Origin of the sequence: Streptomyces sp. NBC_00354 (assembly GCF_036106915.1) — a bacterium.
Classification (GTDB): domain Bacteria; phylum Actinomycetota; class Actinomycetes; order Streptomycetales; family Streptomycetaceae; genus Streptomyces.
In genome coordinates, this window is sequence record NZ_CP107983.1 from 6425107 (window position 1) to 6447601 (window position 22495).

A 22495-nucleotide genomic window follows, 5' to 3' on the forward strand; every position below is an offset into this window, starting at 1 on the left:
GGGCGGCGCCGGTGCCGGGGGCCGGTAACCTTGGTGAGGGGCGCTTTGGCGCGCCCGGACACGTACGCGCAACCAGGAAGGTGCCCGCACCGTGGAAACCGCAGCTCCGTCCGCCGTGATCGTCGCCATCGACGGTCCCTCCGGCACGGGCAAGTCCAGCACCTCCAAGGCCGTGGCCGCCAAGCTCGGGCTGCGCTACCTGGACACCGGTGCCCAGTACCGGGCCATCACCTGGTGGATGATCACCAACGGGATCGACACCGACGATCCGCACGCCATCGCCGTGGCCGCCGGCAAGCCCGGCATCGTCTCCGGTACGGACCCGGCCGCGCCGACCATCACGGTCGACGGCCTGGACGCCTCCGGACCGATCCGCACGAAGGAAGTCACCTCCAAGGTCAGCGCCGTCAGCGCCGTCCCCGAGGTGCGCACCCTGATCACCGAGCTCCAGCGCAGCATCGCGGCCTCGGCCGAGGGCGGGATCGTCGTCGAGGGGCGGGACATCGGCACCACCGTCCTGCCCGACGCCGACCTCAAGATCTTCCTGACCGCGTCCCCCGAGGCCCGCGCCGCGCGCCGCAGCGGTGAGCTGCGCGGCAAGGAGGCCTCGGACCTCGCGGCCACCAAGGAAGCACTGATCAAGCGCGACGCCGCCGACTCGGGTCGCAAGACCTCCCCGCTGGCCAAGGCCGGCGACGCCGTCGAGGTCGACACCACCGAGCTCACGCTCGACCAGGTGATCGAGTGCGTCGTGACGCTGGTGGAGGAGAAGCGGGCGGCGCGCACGTGAGCGGAACGCCCTCCCTCAAGGGTGCGGCGCTCGGTCGGCGGATCGGCATCGGCCTCATGTACGGGCTGTGGAAGCCGCGCGTACTGGGCGCCTGGCGCGTGCCCGCCTCGGGCCCTGTCATCCTTGCCGTGAATCACGCGCACAACCTCGACGGGCCCATGGTCATGGGCACCGCCCCGCGGCCGCTGCACTTCCTCATCAAGAAGGAGGCGTACATCGGCCCGCTCGGCCCGTTCCTGGACGGGATCGGCCAGGTCAAGGTCGACCGTACGGGCGCGGACCGGGGCGCGATCACCAAAGCGCTCGCGGTGCTCGAGAACGGCGGCGCCCTGGGGATCTTCCCCGAGGGCACCCGCGGCGAGGGCGACTTCGCCTCGCTGCGCGCCGGGCTCGCGTACTTCGCCGTCCGCAGCGGCGCGCCCGTCGTGCCCGTGGCCGTGCTGGGGAGCACCGAGCGCCAAGGGCGGCTGGTCCGCGGACTGCCGCCGTTCAAGAGCCGGGTCGACGTCGTCTTCGGCTCCGCCTTCGACGCGGGCGACGGCACCGGCCGCCGTACCCGTACGGCCCTGGACGAGGCCACCGTACGCATCCAGAGCAGGCTGAGCGCCCACCTGGCCGATGCCAAGCGCCTCACCGGGCGCTGAGCGAGACTTGACCTAGTAGTGGAACCGCGCTGCGCGGGCACCACCGACCACCACGAACGACGAGGAACGGACTTCATGAACGACCAGCACGACCACGGAGCGCTCGGCGATGCCGAGTACGCGGAGTTCATGGAGCTCGCCGCGGAGGAAGGCTTCGACGTAGAGGACGTCGAGGGCGCGATCGCGGAGGCCGGCCACGGGCCGCTGCCCGTGCTCGCCGTCGTCGGCCGCCCCAATGTCGGCAAGTCGACCCTGGTGAACCGCATCATCGGCCGCCGCGAGGCGGTCGTCGAGGACAAGCCGGGCGTCACCCGCGACCGCGTCACGTACGAGGCCGAGTGGGCCGGCCGCCGGTTCAAGGTCGTCGACACCGGCGGCTGGGAGCAGGACGTCCTCGGCATCGACGCCGCCGTCGCCGCCCAGGCCGAGTACGCCATCGAGACCGCCGACGCGGTCGTCTTCGTCGTCGACGCCAAGGTCGGCGCCACCGACAGCGACGAGGCCGTCGTCAAGCTGCTGCGCCGGGCCGGCAAGCCCGTCGTCCTGTGCGCGAACAAGGTCGACGGCCAGAGCGGCGAGTCCGACGCGGCCTCCCTGTGGTCCCTGGGCCTCGGCCAGCCGCACCCCGTCTCCTCGCTGCACGGCCGCGGTACGGGCGACATGCTCGACGCCGTCCTCGAGGCCCTGCCCGAGGCGCCCGAGCAGACCTTCGGCGGCGCCCCGGTGGGCGGGCCCCGGCGCATCGCGCTCATCGGGCGCCCGAACGTCGGCAAGTCCTCGCTGCTCAACAAGGTCGCGAAGGAGGACCGGGTCGTCGTCAACGAGCTGGCCGGCACCACCCGCGACCCGGTCGACGAGCTGATCCAGCTCGGCGGCGTCACCTGGAAGTTCGTGGACACCGCGGGCATCCGCAAGAAGGTGCACCTCCAGCAGGGCGCCGACTACTACGCCTCGCTGCGCACGGCCGCCGCCGTCGAGAAGGCGGAGGTCGCGGTCATCCTGATCGACACCACCGAGACGATCAGCGTCCAGGACCAGCGCATCATCACCATGGCCGTCGACTCCGGGCGCGCCATCGTGATCGCGTACAACAAGTGGGACGAGCTCGACGAGGAGCGCCGCTACTACCTCGAGCGCGAGATCGAGACCGAGATGCAGCAGGTCGCCTGGGCGCCCCGCGTCAACGTCTCGGCGCTCACCGGCCGCCACATGGAGAAGCTGGTCCCCGCGATCGAGACGGCCCTCGCGGGCTGGGAGACGCGCGTCCCGACCGGCCGGCTGAACGCCTTCCTCGGCGAGGTCGTCGCGGCCCACCCGCACCCGATCCGCGGCGGCAAGCAGCCCCGCATCCTGTTCGGCACCCAGGCGGGGAGCAAGCCGCCGCGGTTCGTCCTCTTCGCCTCCGGCTTCCTGGAGCACGGCTACCGGCGCTTCATCGAGCGCCGCCTGCGCGAGGAGTTCGGCTTCGAGGGGACGCCGATCCACATCTCCGTGCGCGTGCGCGAGAAGCGCGGCGCGCAGTACAAGAAGAAGTAGCAGCGGCGGTCCGGGGTCAGTAGCCCCGGCGCGGAGCGGGCGGCAGGGCCGCCGGGATGTGGTGCATTCCGGTCTGGTGCTGCCGCCCGCCGCTGTATGCGGAGCCGGTGCCGGAGGAGCCGCCGTGGTCGCTGCCGTCGGCCGCGGAGGACCCGGCGTACGCGTACGAGGGCTGCGGCGCCTGGGCGTACGCGGCCGGCCACGGGTCCGTCTGCCATGCGGAACCGTTCCAGCCGCTTGCGTACGAGCCGCCCCCGTACGCGGAGCCACTGCCGCCGGCGGTGACGCTGACGGCGGTGCTGTACGCGCTGCCACCGCCCATGTACGAGCCGCCGTACGAGAACGCCGTGAACCCGAGGTCCTCCTCGCCCGTGCGGTCGCCCGGCAGGGCCCGGAAGGCACGCAGGTACTCCGAGTACAGCGTGTCGTAGATCGGGGTGTGCGAGAGGGCGGCCGGAGCGCTGTCCCGGTCCCTTGCGTGGCGCATCGGGGAGACGGTGCTCGCGTGGGCAGGGGCGCGGGAGGGGTCGTATGAATGCACGTATCAGCCAACGAACCCGGGGCCCTGCGGATGCGGGCGAGGGGGCAGAAAACGCAGATGGCCGGTGGGGGTGTCCCCACCGGCACGCGGCTGCGCCGCCCCTGGTGGGAGGGGCGGCGCAGCCGTTCCGGGATCCCTTCCGGCGTCAGGCGCCGGGGGTGCCTGCCAGCGGCATCGAGGCCGCCACGAGCTTGCCGCCGGCGGCGGCCTTGTCCAGCGCGTCGCGGAGCAGGTCCTCGCGGGGCTGCTGGCCGATGGAGCCGACCGGGGCGGCGTAGATGAGGACGCGCTGGGTCTTGTTGACGGCGGCCCGCCAGCCGTCGGTGACCGACAGCGGCTGGTGCGCCTGCCACCAGGCGACCTGGCCGCCGCCCTCGGCGCCGGGCTGGAGCACGGCGTGCAGCAGGCCCGCGGCGAGCAGCACCGACCAGCCGGCGAGCGGGGAGGGCACCTCGGCGGTGTCGGTGACCGGGATGAACCCCTGCTCGATGAGGAGCGGCAGGAAGTCGTCGCCGGGGCCGGTGGTGCCGGGGCGGGCGATCGGGGCGGTCGGCTCGACCACGAGGGCGGGGTGCAGCTCGCCGCCGATCAGCACCAGGCCGCTGGTGATGCCGAGGACGGCCTGGCCGCCGGGCACGTTCTGCGGTCCTGCGTCGGCGGATCCACCGGAGGCGGGGCTGTCGCCGGTGATGCTGCGGACCGCGCCCTGCAGCTGCTCCTCGGAGACGGTGACCACCTGCGAGGGGATGCAGCCCGCGTGGGCGAACGCGAGGACGGCCGTCTCCTCGCCGACGAACAGCACCGTGCTGGTGCGGTCGGTCTCGGGGTCCCCGGGAGTGCGGCAGGAGGTGCAGTCGTAGCTGCGCGGTGCGTCGTCGCCGGTGAGCAGCCTCTCGGCTTCTTCGTCACCGATCTCGGCACGTACCTCATCACTGACGTCGAGCATGCGGGGCACGGCTGGCTCCTCGGACTAGGCGAGCGGGGGCCGGGCGGTTCCCGGCTCGCCGGGCTCAACGGCCGAGCGGCTGCCGGGGTCACGCCGTTGGAGGGAACGGAATCGAACCTGGCCCCCGGAGGGGTGAACGGTCGGACCGGGGCTTTGTTTTCCTGCCAACTGTTGTCTGGGTGTGCGCAGTTGATGGCCGGTCCTGGCCGTTTCGGGAGGGGGTGGCGGATCGGCCGACCGGGTGGGGCGCGGGACGGGCCGCGTGGCGGGCCCGGGCGGGCGGCGCGGCGCTGCGTAGCGTGACGCGATGCCCGACCTCCGGATCCGGCGGGCCGCATCGGCCGCTGCCGCCGCCGCGCTGGCTCTCGTCCTTGTACTCCCGACGGAGGCCGGCGCGGCCCCGCCGCCCCCTGCGCCCGGGCCCGCGGGGGCGGCCTACCCCGGCTCGCCCGGGATCATCGGGAACGGGCCGGGGGACTGCGGGCCGGGTGGGCAATGGCCCTGGGACTGCGTGGCCGACTGCGAGAGCAGCGGGCGCTGGGCGGTCAACACCGGCAACGGCTTCTACGGGGGCCTGCAGTTCTGGCAGCCGACGTGGGAGGACCACGGGGGGCTCGCGTTCGCGGCGCGGGCCGATCTGGCGAGCCGGGAGCAGCAGATCCGGGTGGCGGAGGACGTGCTGGGCTCCCAGGGGTGGGACGCGTGGCCGGTGTGCTCGAAGCGGTACGGGCTGGCGGGGCGTATGCACGCGGTCCGGACCGGGGACACGCTGGACGGGATCGCCCGGCGGTACCGGGTGAAGGGCGGCTGGAAGGCGCTGTACGAGGCGAACCGGGCGGTGATCGGGCCGAAGCCGCGGGCGCTGTTGGCCGGCACGCTGCTGGCGCTGCCGCCTTCGCCCCCGGCAGCCCCGGTCCCGGTCCCGACGACGCCGGCAGCCCCGGTCCCGGCGCCGGTCCCGACCCCGACCCCGGTGCCGGTCCCGACCCCGGCGCCGTCAGTGGTACCGAAGCCACCGGCTGTTCCGGTGGCCAAGCCGGCCGCCCCCGCGCCGACACCGACCCCCGGCCCGACGCGTACGCCGGCTCCGGCGGCCGTACCCGCTCCCTGACGGGGTTTCGGCCCGGCGGCCCGCGGGGGCGATTCGGAAGCCGGCCGGGCTACCGGCAGACTGCTCGGCATGCTGGAGACCTCCGCACGACTGCTGCGCCTGCTGTCCCTGTTGCAGGCCCACCGCGAATGGACCGGCGCCGATCTCGCGCAGCGCCTCGGCGTGACCCCGAGGACGGTGCGGCGCGATGTGGACCGGCTCCGGGAGCTCGGCTATCCGGTGAACGCCAGCCCCGGCACCGGCGGCGGCTACCAGCTGGGCGCCGGGGCCGAGCTGCCGCCGCTGCTGCTCGACGACGACGAGGCCGTCGCCGTCGCGGTGGGCCTGCGGACGGCCGCGGGGAACGGCGTCGAGGGGATCGGGGAGGCCTCCGTACGGGCGCTCGCCAAGCTCGAGCAGGTGCTGCCGGGGCGGCTGCGGCGGCGGGTGTCGGCGCTCAACGAGTTCACCGTGCCGATGCTGCGCGGGCCGGCCCGGGCCACCGTCGACCCCTCCGTGCTGACCGATCTCGCCGCCGCGTGCCGGGACAGCGAGCGGCTGCGCTTCGGGTACCGCGACCACGAGGGCAACGTCAGCCGCCGCGTGGTGGAGCCGCACCGGCTGGTGTGCACCGAGCGGCGCTGGTACCTGGTCGCCTGGGACGTGGACCGGGAGGCCTGGCGGACCTTCCGCGCCGACCGGATCGAGCCCAGACCGCCGCACGGACCGCGTTTCACCCCGCGCCCGGCCCCCGCCGAGGATCTCGCCGCGTACGTGTCGCGCGGCGTGGCGCAGGCTGCGTACGCGGCCAGGGCGGTGCTGCGGCTGAAGATGCCGGCGGAGGCGGCGGCCCGGATCGTCGGGCCGAGCGACGGGGTCCTGGAGCCGGTCGACGCCGAGAGCTGCCTGCTGCGCACCGGGGCCGTGAGCCTCGACGTACTCGTCATTCACGTCATGCTGCTCGGCTGTGAGTTCGAGGTGCTCGAGCCGCCGGAGCTGACGGACCGCATCAGAGCGGCCCGGGACCTTCTCGGGCGAGCCGTGGAGAAGATGTAAGGAAACTGAGGGGTGTTCACATGGCCGCGCAGGGTGCACCGCGGCAATCTCCGGGGGAATTCCGGGGCTCTCGGGCGGAATGCGAAACAGGATGTGCGGAGGGCATCTCGCGCACCGGAAAAAGAATGGCGCGCGCTCTCTTCCGCCGCTCTCCGGATGAAGCCGCCCCCGTCAAAGGACTGTCGACATTCCGTGACACAAGCGTGACCCGGTACGGACGAACGTCCGGGCGCGGAGCTGACGTTCCGGTCATCCGTACGGCGCGGACCACCGGAATGGCCGAGGCGGGCCGGGTGATGACCCGGCCCGCCTCGGTGGTGCGGGGTGAAGTGGTGCGGGGTGAGGTGGTGCGTACCGTCCCGCGAAGTCCCGTACGGGGGTGGCTCAGCCGCCGGTGGCCGGACGGGCCGCGGCGCGTCCCGCGGCGGGCCGCTCGGTGTGCGCCGGGCGGCGGCTGCCGGCCGGCGTGACCGGGGTCCGCTCGGACCGGATCAGGTGCGGCCGGCCGGAGACGTGCGCGGCGGGCCGGGGCGCCGGGGCGTGCGCCTGGCCGGCCGCCGCCTGCACGGTCGCGGGGGCGGACGCGGTGGCGGGCTCCTGCGGGCCGACGGCATCGGTGGCGAGCCGGAGCTGCCACTTGCCGCCCGCGGAGAGCATCGGGGTGAGCACGGTGGCGACCGGTACGGGCACGCTGCCGGTCTCCAGCCGGCGGCGCAGCCGTTCCCGCAGCGCGAAGACGCGGGCCTCGGCCCCGGCGATCAGCGGCTCGAACCAGGGCAGCGCCAGCATGATCAGCAGACCTGCGGACCAGCCGAGCAGCACGTCGCTGACCCAGTGGGTGCCGAGGTACACGGTGGTGGCGCCGACGCTCAGCGAGACGACCGCGGACACCACGGACAGCACCCGCCGGGTGACCGTCGTCGAGGCCAGGTAGGCCAGGATTCCCCAGGTCACGACGGCATTGGCGGTGTGGCCGGAAGGAAATATATCGCCGCCGGCGAAGAGCTCGGCGGACCCGATCTGCGTGGCGTAGTGCGGCCCGAGCCGGCCGAGGCCGAGCTTGACGGCGCCGACGGTGATGTTGAGCAGGAGCAGCGCCACGCCGAGGGTGATCAGCGGGCGCAGGGTGTGCTGCCGCCAGGAGCGCCAGCCGAGCCATGCGGCGACCATGACCGCGGTGGGTCCGCGCTGGCCCAGGACCACGAGGTAGTCGAGGAAGGCGTGCAGCTGCGGCCACTGCTCGTAGGGCCGGAAGAACATGACCTGCCAGTCCAGGCGGACGAGCCAGGACGTGGTCAGGACGGCCACCACGATCGCGAGGTAGAACGCGAGGGTCGATCCGAGGAGCACGACGCGGTGCCGGCTCATCTGCGGTGTTTGCAGATGAGCCGGTCGCTCTGGTTCCCGGTCCAGCCGGGCGAACACCCGCTCCAGACGGGTCAGGATTTGGTCGGTACGCACTCAATCGACGTTACCGCGCGCCGATGGGCGGCCCGGTCGAATCGCAGGCTTTGTGATGACCATGTGATGTGGAGTTGGTCTCACGCGCGGCTTAATTCCTCGGATTTAGGCATTAGTTGGAGCCGCGTCGATCCATTGGCCTGGCCATTGTTTCGCACACTTAGCCGGGGTTTATCGGTGCCGCTCAATTACTTTGCTCAAAGATGGATCGGAATGATCCATTCCGTGATGCGGGCCCTCCGCGAGCACCGCGCGGGCCCTACGGGGCCGGAACGGCCCGAGCCCCTACGGGGGTCCCGAGCCGTTCAGCCAGAAGGCCCCGTACACGGCCGAGGCCAGCGCCACCGCGCCGAGCACCGCGACCGCCCGCCCGGTCCGCCACCGGGCCAGTGCCACCGCCGCCGGCAACAGCAGCGGGAACGCGGGCAGCAGCAGCCGGGGCTTGGAGCCGAAGTACCCCGACGCGCACAGCGCCAGCGCGACGACGATCCCGCAGTAGACGAGGAGCGCGGCCGGCTGGCGCTGCCGCACGCACAGGGCATACAGCCACAGCACCAGCACGACGCCCGCGATCAGCCCGACCCCGGCGAGGAACGCGGACGAGGCCAGCTTCGCCCCGACGAACCGGGCGAAGGCCCAGCCGCCGTCGAAGCCGTTGCCCCAGCCGCCCTGCACGTCCAGGTAGCCGAGCAGCCCGTCGCCGGTGCGCGCCCCGACCCACAGCACGTACGCGGCCGCCCCCATCGGGGCCAGCAGCATCCCGGCCGCCATCCGCCAGGACCGCTCCCCGCGCCGATGGGCCAGTACGGCCGCCACCCACACCGCCGCCACCACCGCGGCGCCGACCGGGCGGGTCAGCCCCGCCCCGGCCGCGAGGAGGCCGGCGGTCAGCCACCGGCCGCGCAGGGCGCCGTACAGCGCCCAGGCGGCCAGTGCCGTGAACAGCGACTCGCTGTACGCCATCGACTGGACGACGCCCACGGGCAGCGCGGCCCAGACCCCGGCGGCGTACACCCCGGCCCGGCGGCCGTGGAGGAGGTCCGCGACCGCGAAGACCCCCCAGGCCGCCGCGAGCCCGGCCACCACCGAGACCACCAGGCCCGCGGAGCCGTACGACAGCCCGGTCGGCGCCGCGACCAGCCGCTCCAGCCAGGGAAGCAGCGGGAAGAAGGCCAGGTTCGAGTGCACGTCCCCGTTCGGGAGCATCACCTCGTACCCGTACCCCTCGGCGGCGATACGGGCGTACCAGAGCGAGTCCCAGCGCGCCGACAGCAGCGTGTGCGGACTGCTGCCGACGGCCGCGCCCCAGGCCGCGAGCACGGCCAGCCCGAGGAGCCGGACCGCCGCGAAGACGGCCAGGGCGGGCGCGGCCCGGCGAAATCCAAGATCTTCCACGGGCATGATTATCGGTGGCGCCGGTGCATGCCGTCGGCGCAGAACCACAGGTCGTGACCGCGCGTGTACGCGGTGAGGGCACCTCCCGGCGATGGACCGGGGGAGGAGGGGGAGGGCGGGGTGATCCGAGTGGCGCACACCACACCGCGGGCTCCTCCGCTATGAGAGCTTGACCACGTGTCGGGCAAGCGAACTCGCGTACGCTGACGCTTCACTCGCGTGTCGATGCCGGACCCCGTAGGACGCCGCACAGTGCCCACCACCACCGTGGCTCCGCAAAGCGCTGGTCCGCCGAGTGCGAGCGATCATCTGGGAGGTACATGCATGTCGGGGACGAACGCGGCCGCCTTCCGGCTGCGGCTGCACGCCGCCTCCGGCGGGACCAACCGCTGGCTCGTTCTCGCGGTCCTCTGCGTCAGCCTGGTCCTCGTCGCGCTCGACGCGACGATCCTGCACGTCGCCGTCCCCTCCGTCACCGAGGACCTGCGCCCCGGCGCGGTCGAGCTCCTGTGGATCGTCGATGCCTACCCGCTGGTCTGCGCCGCCCTGCTGATCCTCTTCGGCACCCTCGGCGACCGGGTCGGCCGCCGCCGGATACTCCTGCTCGGCTACGGGCTCTTCGGTGCGGCCTCCGCCCTGGCGGCCCTCGCCGACAACGCCCAGGTCCTGATCGCCGCCCGCGCCCTGCTCGGCGTCGGCGGCGCGATGATCATGCCCGCCACCCTGTCGATCCTGCGGCAGGTCTTCCCCGACCGGCGCGAGCGGGCCCTCGCCATCGGCATCTGGACCGCCGTCGCCGCCATCGGCGCGGCCAGCGGGCCGGTGCTCGGCGGCTTCCTGGTCCAGCACTTCTGGTGGGGCTCGGTCTTCCTGATCAACATCCCGCTGATGGCCCTCATCCTGCCGCTCGGCCGCTGGCTGCTGCCCGAGTCCAAGGGGTCCTGCGACGGGCCCTGGGACGTGCTCGGTGCGCTGATGGCCGCCGGCGGTGTGCTCGGCGTGGTCCTCGGGGTCAAGCGGATCGGCGCGGAGCGCCGGCTCCTGGACGCCGAGGCGATGGTGCCGCTGCTGCTGGGTGCGGTCCTGCTGATCCTGTTCGTACGGCGGCAGAAGCGGCGTACGCACCCGCTCATCGACATGCGGATGTTCTCGCGCGCCGCCTTCTCGACGTCCGTCGGGTGCATCGTGCTCGCCATGCTGGCGCTGGTCGGGCTGGAGCTGATCGCGGTCCAGTACCTCCAGCTGGTGCTGGAGCTCAGCCCGCTGCAGACGGGGCTGCGGCTGCTGCCGCTCACCTTCGCCGCGATGGCCGCAGGCGCCACCGGGTCGTACACGCTGGCCCGGATCGGGCCGCGCACGATGGTGTCGCTCGGCTTCGTGCTGACGGCGTTCGCCGTGCTGCTGCTGACGTTCATGGGGCAGCACGACCGGCCGGTGCTCCTCACGATCGGGTTCATCCTGCTCGGCTTCGGGCTGCAGACCACGCTGTTCGCGGCGTACGAGTCGATGCTGAGCGAGGCGCCCGCGGCCACGGCCGGCGGGGCGGCCTCCATAGGCGAGACCTCGTACCAGCTGGGCGCGGGGATGGGCATCGCGCTGCTCGGCAGTGTCATGAACGCGGCCTATGCGCCGAGGCTGCTGCACGTGCCGGGGGTGTCGGCCTCGGATGCGGCGGGGGCGGCGAATTCTCTGGGCGAGGCCTATCAGATCGCGGGGGCCCTCGGGGGCGTCGCGGGTGAGTCGCTGTACGCGGCGGCGCGGCACTCGTTCGTGCACGGGTTGCACGTCACGCTCGTCGTCAGCGCGGGGCTGCTGCTGGCCGGGGCCGTGATGGCGCTGAAGCTGCCGCGGGCCATGGAGTGCGCGGACTCTGCCGAGTGCGACGCCGAGCCCGTGCGCCTCCCCGCCCAGGCGGGCCCCGATGCCCAGCGCATCGCCGCCCCGGCGACGGACCGCGACCCGGCCGTCCGCCCCGCCTGACTCCCGCGCAGCGGCAGCCCTGCGGCCTGCAGGACCGGTCGGGGGTGGACCGCGGGCGGCCGTGCGGACAAACTTGCACCGCTAGGTTTCGAACCGCAGGTCCGCACCAGGAGGCGCCGTGCCCTTCGTACCCACCGATCCGCTCGGGCTCGACGAGCTCCTCGCGCCCGAGGACCTCGCCATCCGCGACACCGTCCGCGGCTGGGCCGCCGACCGCGTGCTCCCGCACATCGCCGACTGGTACGAGAGCGGCGAGCTGCCCGGGATCCGGGAGCTGGCGAAAGAGCTCGGCGCGCTCGGGGCGCTCGGGATGTCGCTCGAGGGGTACGGCTGCGCCGGGGCCTCCGCCGTGCAGTACGGGCTCGCCTGCCTCGAGCTGGAGGCCGCCGACTCCGGGATCCGGTCCCTCGTCTCGGTGCAGGGTTCGCTCGCCATGTATGCGATCTGGAAGTACGGCTCCGAGGAGCAGAAGCAGCGCTGGCTCCCCGGCATGGCCGCGGGCGAGCTGATCGGCTGCTTCGGGCTGACCGAGCCCGACGTCGGCTCCGATCCGGCCGCCATGCGGACGTACGCCAAGCGCGACGGCACCGACTGGGTGCTCAACGGGCGCAAGATGTGGATCACCAACGGCAGCGTCGCGGCCGTGGCCGTCGTGTGGGCGCAGACCGATGGGGGGATCCGCGGGTTCGCCGTCCCCACCGACTCGGCCGGCTTCTCCGCGCCCGAGATCAAGCACAAGTGGTCGCTCCGGGCATCCGTGACGAGCGAACTCGTGATGGACGACGTGCGGCTGCCTGCCGATGCGGTGCTTCCGGGGGTCACCGGGCTCAAGGGGCCGCTGGGCTGCCTCAGCCACGCGCGGTACGGGATCATCTGGGGGGCCATGGGCGCGGCGCGCGCCAGCTTCGAGGCCGCGCTCGACTACGCGCGGACGCGGGAGCAGTTCGGCAAGCCCATCGGCGGCTTCCAGCTCACCCAGGCGAAGCTCGCCGACATGGCGCTGGAACTCCACAAGGGCATCCTGCTCGCCCACCACCTGGGACGGCGTATGGACGCGGGCACCCTGCGGCCGGAGCAGATCAGTTTCGGGAAGCTCAACAACGTCCGCGAGGCCATCGAGATCTGCCGCACCGCGCGGACCATCCTCGGTGCCAACGGGATCTCGCTCGAATACCCCGTCATGCGGCACGCCACGAACCTCGAGTCGGTGCTCACCTACGAGGGCACCGTCGAGATGCACCAGTTGGTGCTGGGCAAGGCGCTCACCGGGCTCGACGCCTTCCGGTGAGGGCCCTGCTCAGCTCTGGTTGAAGAAGTCGCGCGAGCGGCCGGCGCTCTCGCCGCTCACGACCTGGGTGTCGGCCGGGGTCAGCAGGAAGACCCTGGTCGCCACCCGCTCGATCGAACCGCGCAGGCCGAAGGTCAGGCCGGCCGCGAAGTCGACCACGCGCTTGGCGTCGGCCGGGTCCATGGACGACAGGTTCACGATCACCGGGACGCCCTCGCGGAACAGTTCGCCGATGCCGCGCGCGTCACGGAAGCCGTCCGGGGTGACCGTCGCGATGCGCCGGCCGTGCTCGACGGCCGACTCCGACGCGACCTTGACCCGGGGGTCGGTGACCCACTGGTCGCCGGGGCCCGAGACGGAACCCTGCGCGGCCTCCGCGTAGTCGTCGTCGTAGTAACGCTCGTCGTCGCTGTCCTCCACGAGACCCAACCAGGCACTCGCCTTGCGTACCGAACCCATGGACGCCTCCTTTCACCGCAGTCGGTTGTCTTCTCTCCGCTGCCCCTATGGTCGTCCATGATGCTGACAACGCGCCAAGTGGATAGCCGCCGCGCAGGGGTTTCGTGACGGTACTGGTGCAGAACATCCGTTGCACCGTCAAGGTTCCTGGCGGGTACCACTGCTGACTGAGTGAAAATACGACTGCTGCCGCCGTGTGGGTGATCGATGGGGGCGTACGAGTGAACGATCCGGCTCGATACGATGCGCATCACGCACGCGTATGACACACGGGGGACCGGTTTGTTCGGCATAGTCAGACCCTGCACGCACCGGCTGGGGGAGCGCTTCAAGACCGAGTGGATGGCCCATCTCTGCGGGCTGTGCCTGGCACTTCGCGGGGACCACGGACAGTTCGCCCGGATCGTGACCAACTACGACGGGCTGCTCGTCTCCGTTCTGACGGAGGCTCAGTCCGGACCGGCGCCCGGCTCGCGGCGCACCGCCGGCCCCTGTCCGCTGCGCGGGATGCGCACCGCCGCGGTGGCCAACGGTGAGGGTGCGCGGCTCGCGGCCGCCGTCTCGCTCGTGCTCGCCTCGGCGAAGGTACGGGACCACGTGGCGGACCGGGACGGGCTGTTGGCCCGCGCGCCCATTGCCGCCGCGGCGCGCAGGGTGGCCCGCGGCTGGGACCGGGCCGGCGCCCGCACCGGGGCCTCGCTCGGCTTCGACACTGCGGTCCTCGTCGACGCCGTGGACCGGCAGGCCGGCATCGAGACGCTGGCCGGCCCCGGCACGCCGGTGCTCGTGGTGACCGAGCCCACGGAGACCGCGACGGCCGCCGCCTTCGCCCATACCGCGCAGCTCGCCGGACGGCCGGGCAACGCGCCCGCGCTCGCCGAGGCGGGCCGCTACTTCGGGCGCCTCGCGCACCTGTTGGACGCCGTCGAGGACCAGGCCGCGGACGCCGCGGCGGGCGCCTGGAACCCGCTGACGGCCACCGGGACCTCCCTCACAGAGGCCCGGCGGCTGGCCGACGACGCGCTGCACGGCATCAGGCTGGCGCTGCGCGAGGTCGAGTTCGCGGACGCCGGGCTGGCCCACCGGCTGCTCGTGCACGAGCTGAAGACCTCGGTGGACCGGGCCTTCGGGGTCACGGGCTGCGGACACGTGGGGATGAACGCCGCGGGGCAGGGCGGGTACGGGGCGCCGCCGCAGGGCCACGGCCCGGGCCAGGGCGCCCCGTACGGCGGCACCCCGTACGGCGGCCAGGGCGGCCAGGGCGGACAGGGCGGGAATCCGTACGGCGGGAATCCGTACGGCGGCGGCGCGGGCGGCCCCGGCGGCCCCTGGATGCCCGGACCGCCCATGGGTCCCGGCGGCGGCCTGCCCCCGCAGAAGCCGCGCCGCGGGCTGCTCGCCGGCTGCGCGGTGGCCCTCGGGCTGTTCTGCACCTGCCAGCTGTGCTGCACCGACCACGAGGGTCCGTGGTCCCGCAAGAAGCGGGACGCGTGGTGCGACGGCTGTGACGGCTGTGACGGCTGCCCCGACTGCAGCGGGTGCTGCGACTGCTGCAGCTGTGACTGCGGCTGCGACTGCTGAGCCCCCGTCAGCCGCGCACGGGGCCGGACGGCGTACAGGGAGGTTCCCGTCCGGGCCCGTGTGGAAGGGGTGAGCGGCATGAGCGATGACGCAGATGATCCGAAGACAGCCTGGCGGAAATGGCACGAGCATCGGGTGGCTTCCGTGTCCGCCCCCTACGGCCCCCTCTCCCTCATCGGCACCCACTGGCTCTCCGATCACCCGGAAGGTCGAATTCCGGCCGTTCCGGGGCGCTGGCGCGCCACCGAGGGCGGGGTGGCGCTGACCGCCTCCGCCGAGGACGGTCTCAGCCTCGACGGCGAGCCCTTCAACGGTGACGCGGTCCTGGCCGCCGACGAGGCCCCGCCCGCGCACTCCCGGATCGCCGCTGCCCGGGACGTCCGGATCACGGTGATCCGGCGCGAGGGGGAGTGGGCGGTACGGGTCTTCGACCCCGCCTCCGCGGCACGCCGGGCCTTCGCCGGTATCGAGGCCACCGCGTACGACCCGGACTTCGTGCTGCCGGGGCGCTTCCGGCCGTACGGCGAGGACCGGATCGTCCAGGTGGCGAACGCCGACGGGCGGGCGCGCGGGTTCGGCCTCGGCGGTGAGCTGAGCTTCGCGTACCGGGGCGCCGAACGCACCCTCCAGGTCGCCGTCGACGAGGACGACGGCAGCCTCTGGGCCGTGATCGGCGATGCCACCAGGGGGAGCTCCAGCTACCGCTTCCGCTTCCTCAGGCCGGGAGTTCCGGACCCGGTGGACGGCTCGATCACCGTCGACTTCAACCGGACCGTGCTGCCGCCCTGCGCCTTCGCGGACCACTTCATCTGCCCGTTCCCGCCACCTGGGAACACCCTGCCCTTCGAGGTCGCGGCCGGCGAGCGGAGGCTGAAAGATGCCCTTGCCGCCCGAATCTGACGCCGAGACACTCCCGACAGCGCCTTCCGGGGGCTTGTCAGGGGCACGACGAAATCCTGTGCGCCCGCCGTACCCCCGGCTGCGCCTCACGGGCTCCGGCGCCCCCCACTGTCCGCCGGGCCCCCGATCCCTCCCGGGAGGACGAGAAGTGAGGATCAAGAGCATCACCCGTACCCGGCTGCTCGCCGTGGCCGCAGGCCTGGCAGCCGTCGCCGGGCTCGCCGCCCCCACCGCGGCGAGCGCGGACAGCGGCTTCAGCGCAGCACGGCTCGCTGCGGCCGGCGCCTCCGTCCAGCGCGCCGACGTCGCCGGCACCGCCTGGTACACCGACCCCGCCAGCGGGACCCTCGTGGTCACCGCCGACTCCACCGTCACCGCCGCGGACCTCGCCAGGATCCGTACCGAGGCCGGAGCCGACGCCGCGGCCCTGCGCATCGAGCGGACCCCCGGCAAGCTGCGCAAGCTGACCTCCGGCGGCGACGCCATCTACACCTCCGGTTGGCGCTGCTCGCTCGGCTTCAACGTGCGCAGCGGGAACACGTACTACGTGCTGACCGCCGGGCACTGCACCGACGGCGCCGGCACCTGGTGGACCAACTCCTCGCACACCACCACGATCGGCGCGACCGTGGGCTCGAGCTTCCCGAACAACGACTACGGCCTCGTCCGCTACGACAACACCGCCCTGGCCCACTCGGGCACCGTCGGCAGCCAGGACATCACCAGCGCCGCCAACGCCACCGTCGGGATGTCCGTGACCCGGCGCGGCTCCACCACCGGCACCCACGGCGGCTCGGTGACCGGCCTCAACGCCACCGTCAACTACGGCGGCGGCGACATCGTCTACGGCATGATCCGCACCAACGTCTGCGCCGAACCCGGCGACAGCGGCGGCCCGCTCTACTCCGGCACCCGCGCGATCGGCCTCACCTCGGGCGGCAGCGGCGACTGCTCCTCGGGCGGAACCACCTTCTTCCAGCCCGTCGTCGAGGCCCTCAACGCCTATGGCGTGAGCGTGTACTGACGGTGGGCGGGTGCAGCCCGCCCGGACCCGGCACAATCATGAGCCCCCGCCCGAACTGCCGGGCGGGGGTCCGTGATTGAGGGAGTGAGGCGGCGCTCATGAGCAGTGCACCATCCGGCCGGGGCGGTCCCGTTTCCGACGCGCAGCGACGCATCCGGCGCAATCCCTGGCTGTTCACCGCGCCTCTGGTGCTGCTGTGCCTGCTCGTCGCCGTCCTCGTCTGGGAGGTCGTCCGCGGCAACCTGTCCGAGGCGGCCCGCACCCACTGGCCCTGGCGGCTCCAGCTGATGCCCGAGGAACCCCTGGCCAGCCTGCTGGCCGTGGCAGCCGGCGCCGTGCTCGCCCGCGCCCAGTACGCCCGTACGGTACGGCCGGTGCTGGGGTGGCGCTCCGAGTACGTGGCGGGGGAGCTGCCGGGCGAGTCGAAGGCATGGGTCACGGGCATCCTCAACGGCGGCCAGCACAACGCGGGGCTGCACCGCGCCGACTACTTCCTGGTGATGGACGGCGATCCGCACGACGGGCCGATTCCCGAGGAGGCGTGGATGAGCCTGCGCGAGGCCGGTGAGCGGCTGGGCGCGGTGGGGCTGCGGCCTGCGGCGGACTTCGGCCTCATCACGCTCGGGGCGGGATTCCCGCTGGTGGCGACCGGTACGTACGAAACCATACGGGTGGGGGTGTTCTCGAAGCGGTTCATCGACGAGGTGCGGGCGTTCCACCTGCGCATCCAGGTCGTGGACAGCGTCGGGGACATGCACGAGCGGATCATCGACTGCCTCAAGGGAGCCCGGGAGTCGGTGGCCGCGCCCGTGGAGCGGCCCCGCGTGACCCCGCCCGTGCCCGTACCGCGGACCGGGACGCCCGCCGAATGACCCCGGCCTGACCTCAGCGGAGCCAGTCCAGTGCCTCCGAGAGGGCGTACTGGGCCGCGAGATGGCCGGCTCCGGGCGCGAGCACCGCCGTGCTGTGCCCGATGCGCTGCGCCAGCCAGTGGAAATGGCCCACCGGCGAGAACACGTCCTCGGCGCCGTGCCAGAGCATGACCCGGCCGGTGATCCCACCCGGCTCGAACCCCCAGGGCCCGCAGAACGCGAGGGAGTCGTCCAGCCAGCCGTACGCGGAAGTCCGCAGCGCCTCGCGGAAGTTGTCCAGGACGGACCGGCGTACCCGGTCGTCGGCCAGGACCGCGAGGTCCACGTCGGGGAGGTCCGCGCGCAGGTCCTCGATCAGCCGGCCCGGATCGCGGCGGATCACCTCGGCCTGGGGGATGAGGCGCAGCTCCAGAGCCGCCGGGTCGCGGTCCGCGAGGGTGTAGTGCTCCACGTTGTACGGGGTCATCCCGGCGTACCAGTCGAGTCCGGCGCCGTCGCGGGGCGCGAGGCCGACCAGGCAGGCCGCCGCCGTCACCCGGTCGGGGAGCAGGGCCGCGCAGGCGAGTGCGTGCGGACCACCCCCGGAGCGGCCGACGACCGCGAAGCGGCCGATGCCCAGGGCGTCCGCGACGGCTGCGGAGTCGGCGGCCGCGTCGGCCACGCGCCGCCCCGGTGCCCGGTCGGACTCCCCGTAGCCGGGCCGGTCGTAGGCGAAGAAGCGGACGTGCGGATGGCGCTCTGGGGCGTCGTCGAGTGCCACGCCGAGGCGGCTGCCCGGCATGCCGTGGTGCAGCAGGACCGGTGAGCCGTCGGGAGCCCCCCACTCCTGCACGATCAACTTCCGCCCGTCGCCCCGGCTCACCTCGATGCGCATCCCGCTCCCCTCCCGCTCCGATGCCCCCGCCCGGCTCCTGCGATGGAAGCACGGCCCGCTCGGAGGAGAGCTGGAAACGAGGGAATGCGGGCGTGGGGCCCGCTAGAGGTGGGGGATCAGCAGGGCTGCCGCCGAGCGGGCCCGGTCCAGGGAAGCGGCCCGGTCGGCGCCGCGCTGCCCGAGCACCACACGGGTGCTCAGCCCGTCCAGTAGTGCGAGCAGCTCCGAGGCGCGGGCGGGCACGTCCAGGGCGGCGGCGAAGCGGCCCTGGTCCACGCCCTTGGCGAGCAGGGTCTCCAGGTCCCGCTGCCAGCCGTCGTCGATCTCCTGCTGGGCGGCGCGCAGGTCCTCGTTGGCGGGGGTGCGGGCCCACAGCTCGATCCACAGGGTCCAGCGCGGATCGCGGGGGCCGCGCGGCAGGTAGAGCTCGAGGAACAGCGCGAGCTTGCGGTGCGCGGTGACCCGGCGGGCCAGCAACTGCGCCCGCTCGGCGGCGAGTCGGTCCTCGCTCCAGCGCAGTGCGGTCAGCAGCAGCCGGTCCTTGCTGCCGAAGTAGTAGAGGATGTGGCCGCCGCTGGTGCCGAGCCGCTCGGCGAGCGCGGACATGGTGAGCTCCGCCAGCCCGCCCTCGGCGATCGCGGCCATGGCCTCTTCCAGCATCCGCTCCTGGGCGATCCGCCCGTCGCGCCGCCGCGCCGACCCCGCTGCTCCTGCCGCTCCCGCCACCCGTGCCGCCTTCCCGATCTTCGTGGCCCGACCTTATCCCGGACAGGTCTTGACGAGGTCCCGATCGGCGGCGCATCTTGAATGCCATTCAAGAACTTAGAACGTCATTCAAGGTTCAGCGGGTCCACAGTCAGGGGTACGGCGCATGACGCAGCAGGAGACGACGGCCGACGTCGACGAGGTGTTCCGGGTCGAGACCCACGGCATCGACCCCATCCCCGACGCCGAGCGGCACGGCGGCGCCCGGGACCTGTTCTGGCTCTGGTTCGGCTCCAACCTCACCTTCACCTACGTGATCAACGGCGCCCTCGCCGTGGCCTTCGGCCTCTCCTTCTGGCAGGCCACCGCCGTCGTCGTGATCAGCGGACTGTCCTTCTTCGCGGTCAGCGCCGCCGGGCTCAGCGGCATCCGCACCGGCACCGCCACCCTCGTCATCTCCCGGGCCGCCTTCGGGGTCCGCGGGAACTTCCCGGCCGGCGTCCTGAACTGGGTGGTGAGCATCGGCTACACCATCGTCAACACCGTGGTCGGCACGCTCGCCCTGGAGGTGTTCTTCGCCGAGGTCGGCCTCGGCGAAGGCGTGGCGGTACGGGCCCTCGCCCTCGGGACCACCCTCGCGCTCACCTTCGCCGTCGCGATGTGGGGCCACGCCACCGTGCAGTTCGCCGAGCGCTGGATGGCCTACGTCCTCGCCCTCGGCTTCGGCGCGCTGCTCGTCTTCCTCCTGCCCGGCGCCGAGACCGCCGCCCCGGCCGGCGCCGCCGCCCCGGGCCTGTCCGGCTGGAGCCTGGCCTTCGTCGTGATGCTGGCCGGGCCCTTCTCGTACCTGCCGATGCCCGCCGACTACACCCGCTACCTGCCCCGGACCACCTCGCTGAAGTCGATCACCTGGATGGGCGCGCTCGGCGGGTTCGTCTCCTCCGTCGCCCTCGGCGTCGCCGGGGTCGCCGCCGCCACCCGGACCGACATGACCGACGCCGTCGCGGGGGCCGAGAGCCTGCTCCCGGGCTGGTTCAAGCCGGTGTTCCTGGCCCTCGTCCTCGGCGGCTCCGTCACCAACTCGATCATCACCCTCTACTCCTCCAGCCTGAACCTCCAGGTCCTCGGCATCCCGTGGAGCCGCGCCCGCGCCATCGTGATCAGCGCCGCGGTCACCGCCGCCGGATCGCTCGCCGCGCTCTTCCTGACCGACTTCACCACCTCGCTGCTCTCCTTCCTCTCCCTGCTGATCATCGTGTTCGCGCCCTGGGGCGGGGTCTTCCTCGCCGACATGCTGCTGCGCCGCTGCCGCTACGACTCCGACGCACTGCACGCCGGCAGCGCGGGCGCCTACTGGTACCGGGCCGGCTACCACCCCGCCGGCATGGCCGCACTCCTCGCCGGCATGGCCTTCGCCGCGCTGACCTGTGATTCCGAGCTGTGGACCGGCCCGCTCGTGGCCCCTCTCGGAGGCGCCGACCTGACCCTGCTCGGTTCGGTCGTCTCCGCGCTCACGTACTGGGCCCTCGCCGCCCGCCGGGTGCCCGCGTACGCCCCGGCCGCCTGACCCCCCCGGTCCCCTCCCGCACCGCCATATCCGCCATATCCGCCACCTCTGCCCCCTCTGCACAGGAGCACCACCCATGCCGCACCCCGTCCCCGCCGACCTGCTGCTCACCGGAGCCCGGATCCACACCGTCGACCCGGAGCTGCCCGAGGCCGAGGCCCTGGCCGTGTCCGACGGCCGGATCGTCTGGCTCGGCCCGGACGCGGAGGCCGCCGCCTGGGCGGGCCCGGACACCGAGCGGATCGACGCGGGCGGCCGGCTGGTGCTGCCCGGCTTCGTCGACGCCCACAACCACGTCCGGCTCGGCTCCGACGACGCCTGCGTCCAGCTCGCCGGGGTGCGCACCCCGGAGGCGATCCTCGACCGGATCGGGGCCTGGCGGGAGGCCCACCCCGACGCCGAGTGGATCGAGGCCGAGGCCTTCGACTACTCCGCGATCCCGGGCGGCCGGATGCCCGCCGCCGCCGACCTGGACCCGGTCACCGGGGACACCCCCGCGATCGTGCTCTCGTACGACGTGCACACGGCCTGGCTGAACACGGCGGCGATGCGCCGGCTCGGGGTCGCGAAGGACCGTACCGACCTGCCGTTCGGCACCGCGGCCGTCGACCCGGAGACCGGCGAGCCCACCGGCTTCGTCAAGGACTTCGCGATCAAGGGGCTCTCCCGGGACGGCCACCGGGCACTGCGCGAGCTCGGCGTGCCGTGGGCCTCGCCGGACCGCCAGTACGGCCGCCTCGCCAAGAGCCTGGACGACGCGATCGGCTTCGGCATCACCACGGTCGTGGAACCGCAGAACTCCCTGGACGACCTGGAGCTGTACGAGCGGGCCCGCGCCGAGGGCCGGCTGCGCTCGCGGATCGTGGCGGCGCTGTTCCACCCGCGCGGTACGACCGAGGAGGAACTCGACGCCTTCGCGGCGGCGGCGCGGACGTACGCGGGGGACCGGCTGCGGGTCGGGCCGCTCAAGCTGTACATCGACGACGTGGTGGAGCCGCGCACGGCCGCGCTGCTGGAGCCGTACACCGGGTGCGGGGCGCACCGGGGTGAGACCTTCTACCCGGCCGAGGAGTTCGCGGAGCTGCTGGCGCGGCTGGACGCCCGCGGCTTCCAGTGCTTCGTGCACGCCACCGGCGACCGGGGGATCCGTACGGTCCTGGACGCCGTCGAGCACGCCCGTACGGTCAACGGGCCGCGGGACGCCCGCCACCAGGTGGTGCACGTGGAATGCCTGGACCCGGCGGACGTGCCGCGTTTCGCCGCGCTCGGCGTGGTGGCATGCATGCAGCCGAGGCACTGCGCGCCGGAGATCGCCGGGCCGGGCCAGGACTGGGCGGAGAACGTGGGCGAGGACCGCTGGCACAAGGCGTGGCCGATGCGGAGTCTGGCCGAGGCGGACGCGGTGCTGGCCTTCTCCAGCGACTGGAACGTGGCCGAGATGGACCCGATGATCGGGATCTACACGGCGGTCACCCGCCGCCCGCTGGACGGCGGCGCCCCGTGGCAGCCGGCCGAGACGGTGGACGTGGCGACGGCGGTGTACGGCTACACGATGGGCTCGGCGTACGCCAACTTCCTGGAGGCGGACCGGGGTTCGCTGACGGTGGGCAAGGCGGCGGACTTCGTGGTGCTGTCCCGGGACATCCTCGCCGTGGCCCCGGAACGGATCCCCGGCACGGTGGCGGAGACGGTGGTGGTCGCGGGCGAGGTCGTCCACCGGGTGGGCCGGCTCGGCACCCCCTAGGTCGTGTCCAGCGCGGGCAGGCGGCGGCCGGACTATCGAACG

20 protein-coding genes are annotated in these 22495 nt (G+C 73.2%); 13 read left to right on the plus strand and 7 right to left on the minus strand.

Features of this window, described 5'->3' with window-relative positions; translation table 11 throughout:
- The first annotated feature begins 91 nt into the window (after positions 1-91).
- From cmk to der, 3 genes are all read left to right on the plus strand, one after another.
- Positions 92-790, plus strand: a complete 699-nt coding sequence (gene cmk / locus OHT74_RS29480; protein WP_328621857.1) for a (d)CMP kinase — start codon at positions 92-94, stop codon at positions 788-790.
- A 56-nt stretch (positions 791-846) separates the two neighbouring features.
- Positions 847-1434, plus strand: coding sequence for a lysophospholipid acyltransferase family protein (locus OHT74_RS29485; RefSeq protein ID WP_266673171.1), 588 nt, complete (start codon positions 847-849; stop codon positions 1432-1434).
- 75 nt (positions 1435-1509) lie between these two features.
- Positions 1510-2970, plus strand: a complete 1461-nt coding sequence (der, locus tag OHT74_RS29490; RefSeq protein ID WP_266668421.1) for a ribosome biogenesis GTPase Der — start codon at positions 1510-1512, stop codon at positions 2968-2970.
- Between the two features lie 16 nt (positions 2971-2986).
- Here the strand turns inward: der and OHT74_RS29495 are convergent, their stop codons facing one another.
- Positions 2987-3457 (minus strand): hypothetical protein, encoded by a 471-nt coding sequence (locus OHT74_RS29495; RefSeq protein WP_328621858.1) that lies wholly within the window; start codon positions 3455-3457, stop codon positions 2987-2989.
- A 199-nt stretch (positions 3458-3656) separates the two neighbouring features.
- A complete protein-coding gene (locus OHT74_RS29500; protein ID WP_266668424.1) occupies positions 3657-4466 on the minus strand; it encodes a hypothetical protein in 810 nt (269 codons plus the stop codon).
- A gap of 298 nt (positions 4467-4764) precedes the next feature.
- Here OHT74_RS29500 and OHT74_RS29505 point away from each other — a divergent pair, with 298 nt between their 5' ends.
- On the plus strand, positions 4765-5568 hold the full coding sequence (locus tag OHT74_RS29505) for a LysM peptidoglycan-binding domain-containing protein (protein ID WP_443047591.1): 804 nt from the start codon (positions 4765-4767) through the stop codon (positions 5566-5568).
- A gap of 69 nt (positions 5569-5637) precedes the next feature.
- Complete coding sequence (locus OHT74_RS29510) at positions 5638-6603, plus strand: helix-turn-helix transcriptional regulator (protein ID WP_328621859.1); 966 nt, start codon at positions 5638-5640, stop codon at positions 6601-6603.
- Between the two features lie 384 nt (positions 6604-6987).
- Here the strand turns inward: OHT74_RS29510 and OHT74_RS29515 are convergent, their stop codons facing one another.
- Entirely contained in the window at positions 6988-8064 is a 1077-nt protein-coding gene (locus OHT74_RS29515) for a phosphatase PAP2 family protein (protein WP_328621860.1), read from the minus strand.
- A gap of 285 nt (positions 8065-8349) precedes the next feature.
- A complete protein-coding gene (locus OHT74_RS29520) occupies positions 8350-9465 on the minus strand; it encodes a hypothetical protein (RefSeq protein ID WP_443047592.1) in 1116 nt (371 codons plus the stop codon).
- A 318-nt stretch (positions 9466-9783) separates the two neighbouring features.
- Between OHT74_RS29520 and OHT74_RS29525 the strand changes: the two genes are divergently transcribed.
- Both OHT74_RS29525 and OHT74_RS29530 read left to right on the plus strand, forming a co-directional pair.
- A complete protein-coding gene (locus OHT74_RS29525; RefSeq protein WP_328621862.1) occupies positions 9784-11439 on the plus strand; it encodes an MFS transporter in 1656 nt (551 codons plus the stop codon).
- Between the two features lie 118 nt (positions 11440-11557).
- Positions 11558-12727, plus strand: coding sequence for an acyl-CoA dehydrogenase family protein (locus tag OHT74_RS29530; RefSeq protein WP_328621863.1), 1170 nt, complete (start codon positions 11558-11560; stop codon positions 12725-12727).
- 9 nt (positions 12728-12736) lie between these two features.
- Here OHT74_RS29530 and OHT74_RS29535 read toward each other — a convergent pair whose 3' ends face one another.
- Positions 12737-13186: a cell division protein SepF gene (locus OHT74_RS29535; protein ID WP_266668435.1), complete on the minus strand. Its 450-nt coding sequence runs from the start codon at positions 13184-13186 to the stop codon at positions 12737-12739.
- A gap of 282 nt (positions 13187-13468) precedes the next feature.
- Between OHT74_RS29535 and OHT74_RS29540 the strand changes: the two genes are divergently transcribed.
- From OHT74_RS29540 to OHT74_RS29555, 4 genes are all read left to right on the plus strand, one after another.
- Entirely contained in the window at positions 13469-14767 is a 1299-nt protein-coding gene (locus OHT74_RS29540) for a DUF5685 family protein (protein WP_328621864.1), read from the plus strand.
- Positions 14768-14845: 78 nt separating this feature from the next.
- On the plus strand, positions 14846-15667 hold the full coding sequence (locus OHT74_RS29545; RefSeq protein ID WP_328621865.1) for a DUF1684 domain-containing protein: 822 nt from the start codon (positions 14846-14848) through the stop codon (positions 15665-15667).
- Between the two features lie 148 nt (positions 15668-15815).
- A complete protein-coding gene (locus tag OHT74_RS29550) occupies positions 15816-16691 on the plus strand; it encodes a S1 family peptidase (protein WP_267000186.1) in 876 nt (291 codons plus the stop codon).
- A gap of 98 nt (positions 16692-16789) precedes the next feature.
- Entirely contained in the window at positions 16790-17563 is a 774-nt protein-coding gene (locus OHT74_RS29555) for a hypothetical protein (protein WP_328621866.1), read from the plus strand.
- A 13-nt stretch (positions 17564-17576) separates the two neighbouring features.
- On the opposite strand, the gene OHT74_RS29560 is transcribed toward OHT74_RS29555, so the two are convergent.
- Both OHT74_RS29560 and OHT74_RS29565 read right to left on the minus strand, forming a co-directional pair.
- Positions 17577-18437 (minus strand): alpha/beta fold hydrolase, encoded by an 861-nt coding sequence (locus OHT74_RS29560; protein WP_328621867.1) that lies wholly within the window; start codon positions 18435-18437, stop codon positions 17577-17579.
- Between the two features lie 102 nt (positions 18438-18539).
- Positions 18540-19097 carry a TetR/AcrR family transcriptional regulator gene (locus OHT74_RS29565; protein ID WP_328623419.1) on the minus strand — a complete coding sequence of 186 codons (558 nt, stop codon included), beginning with the start codon at positions 19095-19097 and terminating at the stop codon, positions 18540-18542.
- A gap of 211 nt (positions 19098-19308) precedes the next feature.
- Here OHT74_RS29565 and OHT74_RS29570 point away from each other — a divergent pair, with 211 nt between their 5' ends.
- The gene (locus OHT74_RS29570) at positions 19309-20709 is read left to right on the plus strand and encodes a purine-cytosine permease family protein (RefSeq protein ID WP_266668446.1); all 1401 of its coding nucleotides are present in this window, start codon (positions 19309-19311) and stop codon (positions 20707-20709) included.
- A 76-nt stretch (positions 20710-20785) separates the two neighbouring features.
- On the plus strand, positions 20786-22453 hold the full coding sequence (locus OHT74_RS29575; RefSeq protein ID WP_328621868.1) for an amidohydrolase: 1668 nt from the start codon (positions 20786-20788) through the stop codon (positions 22451-22453).
- The last annotated feature ends 42 nt before the right edge of the window (positions 22454-22495 follow it).